The sequence below is a fragment of the Streptomyces sp. Je 1-79 genome (assembly GCF_025195125.1).
Classification (GTDB): domain Bacteria; phylum Actinomycetota; class Actinomycetes; order Streptomycetales; family Streptomycetaceae; genus Streptomyces.
In genome coordinates this window covers 63,627-76,231 of the sequence record NZ_JAMGSL010000008.1, presented here as the reverse complement: position 1 = coordinate 76,231, position 12,605 = coordinate 63,627, and the positions used below count along the sequence as shown (strand labels likewise).

Annotated in this window: 10 protein-coding genes and 1 riboswitch; of the genes, 4 read left to right on the top strand and 6 right to left on the bottom strand. The window is 74.1% G+C overall.

What is annotated here, in order from left to right:
• Positions 1-42 precede the first annotated feature (42 nt).
• The 3 genes from M5362_RS17855 (at position 43) to M5362_RS17845 (ending at position 3,251) form a co-directional block, all read left to right on the top strand.
• The gene (locus M5362_RS17855) at positions 43-1,128 is read left to right on the top strand and encodes an amidohydrolase family protein (protein WP_260228573.1); all 1,086 of its coding nucleotides are present in this window, start codon (positions 43-45) and stop codon (positions 1,126-1,128) included.
• A 111-nt stretch (positions 1,129-1,239) separates the two neighbouring features.
• A complete protein-coding gene (locus tag M5362_RS17850; RefSeq protein ID WP_260228572.1) occupies positions 1,240-1,965 on the top strand; it encodes a siderophore-interacting protein in 726 nt (241 codons plus the stop codon).
• A 302-nt stretch (positions 1,966-2,267) separates the two neighbouring features.
• Entirely contained in the window at positions 2,268-3,251 is a 984-nt protein-coding gene (locus M5362_RS17845; protein WP_260228571.1) for an SCO1860 family LAETG-anchored protein, read from the top strand.
• A gap of 88 nt (positions 3,252-3,339) precedes the next feature.
• On the opposite strand, the gene cobC is transcribed toward M5362_RS17845, so the two are convergent.
• Positions 3,340-4,887, bottom strand: a complete 1,548-nt coding sequence (cobC, locus tag M5362_RS17840; protein ID WP_260228570.1) for an Rv2231c family pyridoxal phosphate-dependent protein CobC — start codon at positions 4,885-4,887, stop codon at positions 3,340-3,342.
• 62 nt (positions 4,888-4,949) lie between these two features.
• Here cobC and M5362_RS17835 point away from each other — a divergent pair, with 62 nt between their 5' ends.
• The gene (locus M5362_RS17835) at positions 4,950-5,729 is read left to right on the top strand and encodes a ZIP family metal transporter (protein ID WP_260228569.1); all 780 of its coding nucleotides are present in this window, start codon (positions 4,950-4,952) and stop codon (positions 5,727-5,729) included.
• A 2-nt stretch (positions 5,730-5,731) separates the two neighbouring features.
• Here M5362_RS17835 and M5362_RS17830 read toward each other — a convergent pair whose 3' ends face one another.
• The 5 genes from M5362_RS17830 to M5362_RS17810 all read right to left on the bottom strand — a co-directional run bounded on the left by M5362_RS17830 (position 5,732) and on the right by M5362_RS17810 (position 12,335).
• Positions 5,732-7,147, bottom strand: coding sequence for a cobyrinate a,c-diamide synthase (locus tag M5362_RS17830; RefSeq protein ID WP_260228568.1), 1,416 nt, complete (start codon positions 7,145-7,147; stop codon positions 5,732-5,734).
• Positions 7,141-7,749, bottom strand: a complete 609-nt coding sequence (cobO, locus tag M5362_RS17825) for a cob(I)yrinic acid a,c-diamide adenosyltransferase (RefSeq protein WP_260228567.1) — start codon at positions 7,747-7,749, stop codon at positions 7,141-7,143. Before cobO ends, M5362_RS17830 begins: the two co-directional genes overlap by 7 nt.
• Positions 7,749-9,794, bottom strand: a complete 2,046-nt coding sequence (locus M5362_RS17820; RefSeq protein WP_260228566.1) for a putative cobaltochelatase — start codon at positions 9,792-9,794, stop codon at positions 7,749-7,751. The genes cobO and M5362_RS17820 overlap by 1 nt, the downstream gene beginning before the upstream one ends.
• A 73-nt stretch (positions 9,795-9,867) precedes the next feature.
• Positions 9,868-11,376: a cobyric acid synthase gene (locus M5362_RS17815; RefSeq protein WP_260228565.1), complete on the bottom strand. Its 1,509-nt coding sequence runs from the start codon at positions 11,374-11,376 to the stop codon at positions 9,868-9,870.
• Positions 11,373-12,335 (bottom strand): cobalamin biosynthesis protein, encoded by a 963-nt coding sequence (locus tag M5362_RS17810; RefSeq protein ID WP_260228564.1) that lies wholly within the window; start codon positions 12,333-12,335, stop codon positions 11,373-11,375. The genes M5362_RS17815 and M5362_RS17810 overlap by 4 nt, the downstream gene beginning before the upstream one ends.
• Before the next feature lie 54 nt (positions 12,336-12,389).
• Positions 12,390-12,460: riboswitch (cobalamin riboswitch) on the bottom strand.
• Positions 12,461-12,605: the final 145 nt, after the last annotated feature.

Genomic DNA, 12,605 nt, shown 5'->3' with positions numbered 1-12,605 from the left:
GCCCCTCTGTGGCGGGGTGCCCGCCCCTCGTAGAGTGCAGACATGAGCGATCGCATGGTGCTGCACGTGAAGGGGCGGGTGCTCGTCGGCCCGGAGGACGTACGGGACGAGCTGTGGGCGGTCGACGGCCGCATCACGTACACCCGGCCGTCCGGCGACGCGCTGACCGTGGAGGGCTGGGCCCTGCCGGGTCTCGTCGACGCGCACTGCCACGTCGGCCTGGACCGGCACGGCCCGGTCGACGAGGCCACCAGTGAGAAGCAGGCGCTGACCGACCGCGACGCGGGCACGCTCCTGATCCGTGACGCGGGATCGCCGTCCGACACCCGCTGGATCGACGAGCGCGAGGACCTGCCGAAGATCATCCGGGCCGGCCGGCACATCGCCCGCACCCGCCGCTACATCCGCAACTACGCCCATGAGATCGAGCCCGAAGACCTGGTGGCGTACGTCGGACAGGAGGCCAGGCGCGGCGACGGCTGGGTCAAGCTCGTCGGCGACTGGCTGGACCGCGACGCGGGCGACCTGGGCGCCTGCTGGCCCCGCGCCGAGGCCCAGGCGGCGATCGCCGAGGCCCACCGGCTCGGAGCGCGGGTCACCGCGCACTGCTTCGCCGAGGACTCGCTGCGGGACCTGGTGGAGGCGGGCATCGACTGCATCGAGCACGCCACCGGACTCACCGAGGACACCATCCCGCTCTTCGCCGAGCGGGGCGTCGCGATCGTTCCGACGCTCGTCAACATCGCCACGTTCCCGAAGCTCGCCGAAGGCGGCGAGCAGAAGTTCCCGCGCTGGTCCGCGCACATGCGACGGCTGTACGAGCGCCGGTACGACACGGTCCGTTCGGCGTACGACGCGGGCGTCCCGGTCTTCGTCGGCACGGACGCGGGCGGCTCCCTGGCCCACGGCCTGGTCGCGGCCGAGGTCGAGGAGCTGGTCAAGGCGGGCATCCCGCCGATCGAGGCCCTCTCGGCCACGGCCTGGGGCGCCCGCGCCTGGCTGGGCCGCCCCTCCCTGGAGGAGGGAGCCCCGGCGGACCTCGTGGTCTACGGGGAGGACCCCCGCGCGGACGTCCGCGCCCTGGCGGCGCCGCGCCGGGTGGTCGTGAACGGGCGGGTCATCGGCTGATCCGGCGGCGGCCCCGCGGCCGTCACCGGCCCCCGCGCGGACGCCAGTTCGTTCGATGCTTAGGTTAGGCTGACCTAAGCATTGATGGGCTACGCAGGGGAGGCGTTCGCGGTGGGGCAAGGGCATGGCTGGGAAGGTGTGGTCCTCAAGCTGTTCCGGGGCCGGGACTTCACGTTCACCGTGACCGGGGCCGAGCAGGTCACCGACCACTACCGCCGGGTGCACCTGACGGACGGCGGGCTCCTCGCCGCCGCCGGTGTCCATCCGACGATGTGGGTGCGGCTCTGGTTCGAGAACGCGGGCAAGCCGCACCAGCGCGCCTACACCCTGGTCGACCCCGACCCGGACGCCGGGACCTTCAGCCTGGAGTTCGCCCTCCACGAGGGCGCCGCCAGCGACTGGGCCCGTTCCTGCGCCGCCGGCGACACCATCGAGGCCACCCTCCAGGGCACCGGCTTCACCGCCCCCGACCCCCGCCCCGGCCGGCTGCTCGTCATCGGCGACCCGGCCTCGCTGCCCGCCATCAACTCCCTCCTCGGCTCCGTGCCCGAGGTGCCTGCCACGCTCTGGTTCGAGACCTCCCACGACGCCGGCGAGGAGCTGCCGCTGCGCCTCGACACGGACCGGCACGAACTGCGCCGGGTCCCGCGTCAGGGCGGCGGCGCGGCCCTCGTCGAGCAGGTGCGCAAGGAGCTCCCCGAGCTGCTCGGCGACGACCCGTACGTCTGGATCGCCTGCGACACGGCGACCACCCGCACCCTCGCCTCGTACGTACGCAAGGAGCTCGCCCTCCCCAAGGACCGGGTCCACTCCCTGGGCTACTGGCGCGCCGTCTGAGCAGGGCCCTTGCCGGTGCGCCGGGTTGACCGTCCGTTACCCGAGGCCGGTGCGGCTCGTTGAATCACTTCCCGCGAGCCCCGCGCGATGCGCAACACGCGGGGCGCGCGGGAACGCCTGTGCCGAAAGAATCGAATATGGGCGCGGAAACCCCCCTTTGGAGTGAACTCACGTCAGGTGTCTGTCGGTTCACTCTCCGTGCGTAAAGATTCGGGTGTCTCAAGTCGCCGAGGCCGCGTCGACCCCGTGTCCCCGTGGTGAGCGGCCGGCGACGCCATGTCTCTTGTGGGGGTTCCACCATCTTGAACAGCAACACCTTCCGCGCGCCCGTACGCCGCACCGCCGCCGCCGCGACTGTCGCCGCGCTGGCCGTCGGGCCCGTGGTCCTCATGGCCCCCGCGGCGCACGCCACCGGCGGCGAAGGGCGCGCGACCGCCGTCGTCCTGCGGGCCGGTCTCGACGTCTCCCTGCTCGGCAAGTCGGTCCAGGTACCGGTGCGGACCTCCCTCAACGAGGTGAAGGCGCCTCAGAGCGAGAACAGGACCGCGCTGACCGTGAAGGTGGAGGGCGCCGAGAACGGCAAGCCGATCAGCATCCTGCGGGCGGACGTCGCCACCTCGGCGGCCACGGTGGAGAAGAACAAGGCCGAGGGGCACGTGAACCTCGTCAAGGCGCGGGTCCACGTTCCCGGCATCCGGGCGCTCTCCCTGATCGAGGTCGAGAAGGTCACCGCCGACGCGGTCTGCGAGACGGGCAGGCGGCCCGTCGCCGAGGCCAACGTCCTCGGCCACGTGACCGTCTTCGGCAAGAAGACCACCCTGTCGACGGCCGGGCAGACCAAGGTCACCGTGCCGGGCGTCGGCGAGGTGACCCTCGACCTGTCCCGTACCTCCACGACCTCACGCACCGCCGCGGCGACCGCGCTCGAACTGAAGGTGGACGTCGACCCGCTGAAGCTCGGTGTGGCCGAGGTCAAGGGTGTGGTGACGCTCGCCGAGGCCACCTGCGAGACGCCGAAGGGGACCCAGCCGACGGAGAAGCCCACCGAGAAGCCCACCGAGAAGCCCACCGAGCAGCCGAGCGAGGAGCCCTCGAACGAGCCCTCCGCGAAGCCGAGCGACGGCGGTGGCGTGGAGACCCAGAACGACGGCTCCAACCCGGCCGACCAGAACCTCGCCGCGACGGGCGGCAGCTCGATGACCCCGTACCTGGCCGGCGGCGCCGTCGTCCTGCTCGGCGGCGGCGCGGGAGCGCTCGTCCTGGCGCGCAGCCGCGCCCGGGGCTGACCGACCCGAGGGGGAGGGGAGCGGGCGAGGGCGGTGGTGACACCGCCCGACCCCGCGCGTCGGCGTCCGCGCTCTACCCCGACAGGGCCTAGCCCTCGATCAACAGGGCCTGGTCCAGGGCCTGCAGGAATCTGTTCGTGGTGACCCGGTCCCGCACCGCCAGCCGCAGCCAGTTCCGGTCGAGCCCCGGGAACGTGTCCCCGCGCCGCGCCGCGAAACCCAGCGCCCGCAGCCGCTCCCGTACCGCGTCCGCGCGATCGATCCGGACCAGTACGAACGGACCCTCCGCCGCCGTCACCGCACGCACCTCGTCGAACTCCGCGAGCCCCGCCAGCAGATGGGTCCGCTCCACCCCGATCCGGTGCGCCGCCAGCTCCGCCTCCGCGAGCGCCGCCCGCGACATGCACGCCTCCGCCGCCACCAGCGCGGGGGTGGACACCGGCCACAGCGGCTGCGCCCGCTCAAGGAGCGCGACCGTCTCCGGACACGCGAGGACGTAGCCGATCCGCAGCCCCGCCAGACCCCAGGTCTTCGTGAGGCTCCGCAGCACCACAAGCCCCGGCACGTCCGTCCGCCCGGCCAGCGACTCCCGTTCGCCCGGCACCGCGTCCATGAACGCCTCGTCCACCACCAGCGTCCGGCCGGGCCGCGCCAGCGCCGTGATCGTCTCCGCCGGATGCAGCACGGACGTCGGGTTCGTCGGGTTGCCGATCACCACCAGGTCCGCGTCCTGCGGCACGGTCGCGGGATCGAGCCGGAAGCCGTCCCGCTCCCGGAGCAGCACCCGGCCCACCTCGTGGCCCGCGTCGCGCAGGGCCGCCTCGGGCTCGGTGAACTGCGGGTGCACCACCACCGGCCGCCGTGCCGGCAGCGCCCGCGCGATCAGCACGAACGCCTCCGCCGCCCCGGCCGTGAGCAGCACGCGCCCGGCCGGCAGATCGTGCCGCTCGGCGACCGCCGCCCGCGCGGCCCGTCCGTCCGGGTAGAGCGCCAGACCTGTCAGGGAATCGGCGATCCGCGCCCGCAGCCACTCCGGCGGAGTGTTCGTCCGGACGTTGACCGCGAGGTCGATCAGCTTCTCGTCCCGTACCTCCGCGTCACCGTGGTGTCGCAGATCGTGGACGTCTCTGTGCGCGTGGATATCCATGGCCGCCGTCGGGTGATGAGTGGGGGGTGTACGGGGCTCCGTCTGACCAGCGATGTACCCCTGTCTCCGGGGCAACAACCGTACGGCAGCGGCATCTTCGTTCGGATGAAAGGGGAGGGAACGGGCAATCGCGCACGTCACGCGCGCCGATTTCCGCTTCGGTACGAGAAGCACGGCACCGGCGCCCGCCGCGAGCAGCGCCGCGGCCTCCGCCACCGACGCCGTCCCCGTCGCCGCCAGCGGAGCCGCCGAGGGGTGCGGTACGGACACGGCCGCCAACTCCTCGGCCCGGTAACCCCGCAGGGGCACGCCGAGCCGCCCGGCCGCGTCCACGATCCCGGGCTCGGCCGCCCGCGCCTCCAGCGTGGCGAGCGCCGTCACGTCCGAAGCCGTGAGACCAGCCTCCCGCAGCGCCGCCGCGACCAAGGCGAGGACCTCGTCCACAGGCACCCCGGACCGGGCGCCGACGCCCACCGTCACGCCGTTCACCGCGCGCCCCCGGTCGGCACAACGATGTGCGCGGACCGCGCGCGATCGGATAGCAAAGGCGCATGGCCGTTTTCGTCGCGCTCGGCGCGTTCCTCATGACGCTGTTCGGCGGCTGGACGGCGCAGCGCGTCACCGACCGGCGCCACCTCGTCCTCGGCCTCGCCGGCGGACTCATGCTCGGCGTGGTCGGGCTCGACCTCCTGCCGGAGGCCGTGGAGGCCGCGGGCACCCCCCTCTTCGGCGTGCCGCAGGCCCTGCTGCTCTTCGTCGGCGGCTTCCTCTTCGCCCATGTCGTGGAACGGCTGCTGGCGGTCCGTCAGGCGGCACACGGGGTGGGCGCCGATTGGGGAGCAGCGCGAAGCGCTTCGACGAGGGGTGGTGGTCGGGAGACGGGCGGGCGCGTACCGCAGGTCGGCCTTACCGCGGCGGCCGCGATGGTCGCCCACAGCCTCATGGACGGCATCGCGCTCGGCGCCGCCTTCCAGGTCGGCGGAGGCATGGGCGCGACCGTCGCGCTCGCCGTCATCACCCACGACTTCGCCGACGGATTCAACACGTACACGATCACCAGCCTGTACGGGAACGCCCGTCGCAAGGCGGTCATCATGCTGATCGCGGACGCTCTCGCGCCGATCGTCGGCGCCGCGTCCACTCTGCTGTTCACCCTTCCGGAGGAACTGCTCGGCAGCTATCTCGGATTCTTCGGCGGCGCCCTGCTCTACCTCGCCGCCGCCGAGATCCTCCCGGAGGCCCACCACGAACACCCGGCCCTCTCCACCCTGTTGTGCACGGTGGGGGGCGTGGGCTTCATCTGGGTCGTGGTGGGCGTCTCCGGCGGCTGATCTCACGCGGCGGGCCCGTTCGCGCAGTGCTCCACGAACCGCACGGCGGCCTCCGGGGCACCCGCCCAGTGGGTGTGCACATAACTCGCGTGCACCCCCTGCTGTACGAACCCCTCCATGCGCCGCTCCGGCTGCCGCAGCCCCCAGGCCGCCTGCATGCCCGCGCCCGGCTCGATCACGGTCCGGTGGAACTCGTGGCCCCGCATCCGCGCCCCGGCCGCGGCGAGCGAACTGTCGCTCACGGCCACGGCGTCCCGGTACCCGAGCGTGAGCCGCTCCGACATCCGCGCGTCGGCGTCGAGCACGCCGCACATCGGCGTCCCGTCGAGCGAACGGGCGAGGTACAGCAGCCCGGCACACTCGGCGGCGACCGGCGCCCCGGAGGCGGCCAGTGCGGCGACGGCCTTCCGCAGCGGCTCGTTGGCGGAGAGCTCGGCCCCGTACATCTCGGGAAACCCCCCGCCTATGACGAGCCCGCTCGTCCCGTCGGGAAGTGCCTCGTCCCGCAGCGGATCGAAGGTGACGACCTCGGCGCCGGCGGCGGTCAGCAGCTCCGTGTGCTCGGCGTACGAGAAGGTGAAGGCGGCGCCACCGGCCACGGCGACCACCGGGCGACGGCCCCGGTTCTGTGCCGGGTGCGGGCCGGTGGCCGGGTTCCGCCCACCCGTTGCGCCCTGCGGAACGTCTGCCCACGACCTGAGGGGCTCCCACGCCTCGGCGTGCAGCTCCGGCGCCGATCGCGCGAGGGCCAGCAACGCATCCAGGTCGCAGCCCTGGAGAACCTGCTCCCCCTGCGCCGCCACGGCGGCAACCGCCGCCGCCTGCCGCTCCGCGACCGGGACCAGCCCCAGGTGCCGCGACGGCGTGGCGACGGCCGGGGCGCGCCGGAGCACACCCAGTACGGGAACCCCCGACCCGCCCAGCGCCTCCCGGAGCAGATGCTCGTGCCGGTCCGTGGCGACCTTGTTCAGGATCACCCCGCCGATCCGCACCTCCGGATCCCACGAGGCGAACCCGTGCACCAGCGCCGCCACCGACCGCGACTGCGACGAGGCGTCCACGACGAGGACGACCGGCGCCTTGAGGATCTTCGCCACCTGCGCCGTCGACGCCAGCTCCCCCTGGTCGGCGGCGCCGTCGTACAGGCCCATGACGCCCTCGACGACCGCCAGGTCGCAGCCGCGCGCCCCGTGCTCGAAGAGCGGCGCGATCAGCCCCGTACCGCACATGTACGCGTCGAGGTTGCGGCCCGGGCGGCCGGTCGCGAGCGCGTGGTACCCCGGGTCGATGTAGTCCGGCCCGACCTTGTGCGGCGAGACCGCCAGACCACGGCCCGCGAACGCGGCCATCAGACCGGTCGCGACCGTGGTCTTGCCCGCGCCGGAGGACGGCGCCGCGATGACGAGACGTGCTACCACTCGATGCCCCGCTGGCCCTTTTGACCCGCGTCCATCGGGTGCTTCACCTTCGACATGTCCGTCACGAGGTCCGCGAAGTCCACGAGCTCCTGCGGGGCGTGGCGGCCGGTGATGACGACGTGCTGGTGCCCGGGACGGTCGCGCAGCACCTCGACCACCTCGGCCGTGTCGATCCAGCCCCAGTGCAGCAGGTACGCGAACTCGTCGAGGACGTAGAACTTGTACCTCTCCTCGGCGAGGTCACGCTTGACCTGCTCCCAGCCCTCGCGCGCCTTGTCCTCGTGCGACTGCTCGCCCTCGGCGACCTCGCGCTGGATCCAGGACCAGCCCTCGCCCATCTTGTTCCAGGTGACCGTGCCGCCCTTGCCGGTCTCGCCGAGCGCCTTGAGGGCGTTCTCCTCGCCGACCTTCCACTTGGCGGACTTGACGAACTGGAACACCCCGATCGGCCAGCCCTGGTTCCAGGCGCGCAGCGCCATGCCGAAGGCGGCGGTCGACTTCCCCTTGCCGACGCCGGTGTGGACCATCACCAGCGCGCGGTTGCGGCGCTGACGGGTCGTGAGACCGTCGTCGGGAACGACGGTCGGCTGTCCCTGCGGCATTAAGCGGCCCTCCTCGTTGCGTGCTCTGCCTGAACGTTCCTGACGAGACCGGCGATCGAGTCGGCGCGCAGCTCGTCCAAGGTCACGGCGGTGCCGCCCAGTTCGCGGGCGAGGTCACCGGCGAGCCCCAGCCGTACGGGACCGGTCTCGCAGTCCACGACGACGGCCGCGGTGCCCTCGGAGGCGTGCAGTCGCGCGGCACGCGCGGCGAGCGCCACCGGGTCGGCGCCGCCCCCGGTCGCCCGGCCGTCGGTGACCACGACGAGCAGGGGGCGGCGCGAGGGGTCGCGCAGCCGCTCGACGCGCAGCACGTCATGGGCCTTGAGCAGCCCCGCCGACAGCGGTGTGCGGCCGCCCGTCGGGAGCTGTTCCAGCCGTGCCGCCGCCGCGTCCACGGACGAGGTCGGCGGCAGGGCCACCTCGGCGTCCCGGCCCCTGAAGGTCACCAGGCCGACCTTGTCGCGCCGCTGGTAGGCGTCGAGGAGCAGCGAGAGCACCGCGCCCTTCACCGCGCTCATCCGCTGCCGCGCCGCCATCGAACCGGAGGCGTCCACGGCGAAGAGCACCAGGTTCCCCTCCCGGCCCTCGCGCGTGGCCTGCCGCAGATCGTCCCGGCGGACCACGAGCCCGGGGCCGGTCCGGCCGCGCGCCTTCTGGTGCGGGGCGGCGGCGTGCACGGTCGCGGTCAGGTGCAGCTTGGTCAGCGCGCCCCGGGGCCGTACGGCGCCGGTCGTCCTGCCGTGCTCGGTGCGGGCCCGGGAGCGGCGCCCGGCCGCGCCCTCGCCGAGGCCGGGCACGCTGAGCATCTTCGTACGGAACGGCTCGGCGGCCTTCACCGCGGCACGCTCACCGGCGCCGCTCCCGCCCGGGGCGGGCGCCGGGGCCTCGTCGGCGCCGTCGGCGGGGTCGGTCCGGTCCGGCCGGTCGCTCTCGGGCGCGGAGTCCGGCCCCTCGCCCTGCGGCGGCACACCGCCGCCACCGGGGCCGCCGGGGCCCTCGGGACCGGGGTCCGGGTCGTCGTCGCCCTCGTCCTCGCCCTTGAACCGCTCCAGCGTCTCGTCGAGCTTGTCCTCGTCGAGCCCCGGCGCGTCGAAGGGGTTCCGCCGCCTGCGGTGGGGGAGGGCGAGCAGCGCGGCCTGCCGTACGTCGTCGGAGGTGACGTCCGTCCGCCCGGCCCACGCGGCGAGCGCCGTCGCCGTCCGCGCCATCACGATGTCCGCGCGCATGCCGTCCACCTCGAACGCGGCGCAGGTCGCGGCGATCTGGAGCAGGGCCGCGTCCCCGAGCACCACGCTCGGCAGCAGCTCGCGCGCCGCCACGATCCGCTCGCGCAGCGCGGTCTCCTCGCCGGCCCAGCGGGCCGCGAAGGCGGCCGGGTCGTCGTCGAAGGCCAGCCGGCGCCGGACGACCTCCACACGCTGCTCGGGCTCGCGGGAGGCCGCGACCTCGACGGTCAGCCCGAACCGGTCCAGCAACTGCGGCCGCAGCTCGCCCTCTTCGGGGTTCATCGTGCCGACGAGCAGGAAACGCGCGGCGTGCCGTACGGAGACGCCCTCGCGCTCGACGTACGAGGAGCCCATCGCGGCCGCGTCGAGGAGGAGGTCGATCAGGTGGTCGTGGAGGAGGTTGACCTCGTCGACGTACAGGATCCCGCGGTGCGCGTCCGCGAGCAGCCCGGGCTCGAAGGCCTTCACGCCCTCGGCGAGGGCCCGTTCGATGTCGAGCGCGCCGACCAGCCGGTCCTCGGAGGCGCCGACGGGCAGCTCCACCATCCGGGCCGGACGCGCGGCGGCGGGTGCGGTCTCGTGCGGGCCGTCCGGGCACCCCGGATCGGGCGCGGCCGGGTCGCAGCTGAACCGGCAGCCCGCGACCACCGGGACCTCGGGCAGCAGGTCCGCGAGCGCCCGTACGGCGGTCGACTTCGCGGTGCCCTTCTCGCCGCGCACGAGGACACCGCCCACCGCCGGGCTCACCGCGTTGAGCAGCAGCGCGAGGCGCAGGTCGTCCATGCCGACGACGGCGGTGAACGGATACCTGGTGCTCATCGGGTGGTCCTCTCTTCGAGTTCGGTTCGCGGGCGGAGGCACACGGGGAGCCGGAGGCGCACGGGAAGGGGCGTCACGGCGCGCCCGGGGGCACGAACGGCAGCCCCGCCGGCGCCCCGTTCTCGATCAGCCGCAGCAGCGCGTCCGTGTCCGCGTGCTCCTCGATCAGGTCGCCCAGGCGGTCCAACTGCTCCTCGCGGAGCAGGCCGAAGGACGTGTCCGGAGCCGGTACGAAGCGCCGTCCGGCCGCCGCCGCGACCTCCCGCAGGAACGCCCGGCGGAAGCCGTCGCTCTCCAGGGAGCCGTGCCAGTGCGTCCCCCAGACCGCGCCGACCCGGCAGCCGTCCAGGAAGGACTCCCCGCCCAGCACCTCCGCGACGCCGTGGTGGATCTCGTACCCCTCGACCGGCTCGCCGAGCGCCTCGCCGACCGGCCGGGCCAGCGTCTTCTCAGCCGCGAACCGGACCCGTACGGGCAGCAGTCCGAGCCCGTCGACGGTGCCCGCCTTCGACTCGACCTCGTCCTCGATCCGCTCCCCGAGCGCCTGGAAGCCGCCGCAGATGCCGAGCACCGGCCGGCCCTCCGCCGCCCGCCGCGCCAGCGCGTCCGCGAGACCGCGCTCGCGCAGCCAGGCCAGCGCCTTGACCGTGCCCCGGGTGCCGGGGACGACCACCAGGTCCGCGTCGACGAGCTCCTCGGCCCGGTCCACGAACCGCACGACCACGCCCGGTTCGGCCGCCAGCGCGTCCACGTCCGTGAAGTTCGACATCAGCGGTACGGCGCAGACGGCGACCCGCAGGACGTCCTCGCCGATCGGCGGCGCGACGACGGACTCGCGGACCGCGCCCCGCAGGGAGACCCGCAGCCCGTCCTCCTCGTCGATGCCGAGCCCGTGCGCGTACGGCAGCACACCGAACGTCCGGCGCCCGGTCAGGTCGTACAGCATGTCGAGCCCAGGCTCCAACAGGGTCACGTCACCACGGAACTTGTTCACGAGATAGCCCGCGACCAGCTCCTGGTCCTCGGGAGCGAGCAGCGCCGTCGTGCCGAAGAACTGGGCGAACACCCCGCCGCGGTCGATGTCCCCGACGACGAGGACCGGCAGCCGCGCGGCCCGCGCGACGCCCATGTTCACGATGTCCGTGCGCCGCAGGTTGATCTCGGCCGGACTGCCCGCCCCCTCGCAGATCACGGCGTCATACGTGCCCCGCAACTCCTCCAGGCACGCCATGACGGGCTCGAAGAGCTCCTTCTGCCTGCCCCCGTGGTACCCCCGCGCACTCAGCTCGCCCACCGGCCTGCCCATCAGGACGACCTGGCTGGAGCGGTCGCTGCCGGGCTTCAGGAGCACCGGGTTCATCAGCGCGGTCGGCTCGACCCGGGCCGCCTGCGCCTGCATGGCCTGCGCCCGGCCGATCTCCGCCCCCTCGCGGGTCACGAAGGAGTTCAGGGACATGTTCTGGCCCTTGAACGGGGCGACCTTCACGCCCTGCCGGACCAGCCAGCGGCAGATGCCCGCCGTGACGACGCTCTTGCCCGCGTCGGACGTGGTCCCCGCGACCAGCAGCCCCCCGCCTCTCATGCCTTCCTCCGCTTCCACGCGCCCGCCACGATCCGTCCGCCCACACAGGCGGCGAGCGTCAGACCGGTCACCCGGCGCGAGAGCCGGACCGCCCGTTCGATGTCCCCGACCTCCACGGCCCGGCCCTCCCCGTTCAGTACGGGCCGGTGCTCGACCCGGCCGCCGTACGACAGCGTCCCGCCGAGCCGTACGCCGAGCGCCCCCGCGAACGAGGCCTCGACGGGGCCGGCGTTGGGGCTCGGGTGCTTCGCCGCGTCCGCCTTCCAGGCGCGTACCGCGCCGCGCGGATTCCCCCCGGCCACCGTGGCGAGGGCGGCCGTCAGCCGGGCGCCGGGCCAGCCGGCCACGTCGTCGAGCCGGGCCGAGGCCCAGCCGAAGCGCCGGTACCTGGCCGACCGGTGGCCGACCATCGCGTCCAGGGTGTTCACCGCGCGGAAGCCGACCAGGCCGGGAACGCCCGCGACGGCCCCCCAGACCAGGGCCCCCACGACGGCGTCGGAGGTGTTCTCGGCGACGGACTCCACGACCGCGCGGGCCATCGCCGGACCGTCCAGGGACTGCGGGTCGCGGCCGCACAGATGGGGGAGCCGCTCACGGGCCACGTCCAGGTCCCCGGCGGCCAGGGCCCCGGCGATCGCGCGGGCCTCGCGGCCCAGGGTGGTCCCGCCGACGACGGCCCACACGGAGGCGGCGGTCAGCGCCACGGAGGCCCGGGGGTGGGCGCGTACGGTACGGGCGGCCAGCGCGGCGGCGCCCGCGGCACCGGCGACGCAGACGGTGGTGTGCATGGCGCCCCACCCGCGGTGGTCGCGCCAGAGCAGCCTCTCGACGGCCCCTGCGGCACGGCCGAACGCGGCGACCGGATGGCCGCGGCGGGGGTCGCCGACGATCAGGTCCGCGGCCAGACCGGCGGCGGCGCCGTAAGCGAATGCACCTGTGGCTGAACTGCGGCCGGGCATGGCGCTGTGTCCTCACTCAGGGTCCGCGCCCTGGCTCGACGTGACCGGCGGCGAGAGTTCCTGGCTCCCGGGGGCTCCCCGGTCACAGTGGCGGGACCGCGCCGGATTCGCACCGGGCTTCCTCTGCATTGCCGCCGTAATGGCCCCGGAAGTCCACCACGTGCGGGAACACCCGTCAACTCACGCTTGACCTGCGGCGGGACAGTGTGCGGAGCACCACACGGACCCCCGTGAACGACGGCCGGGCGGGCCGCACCCGAAGGTGCGGCC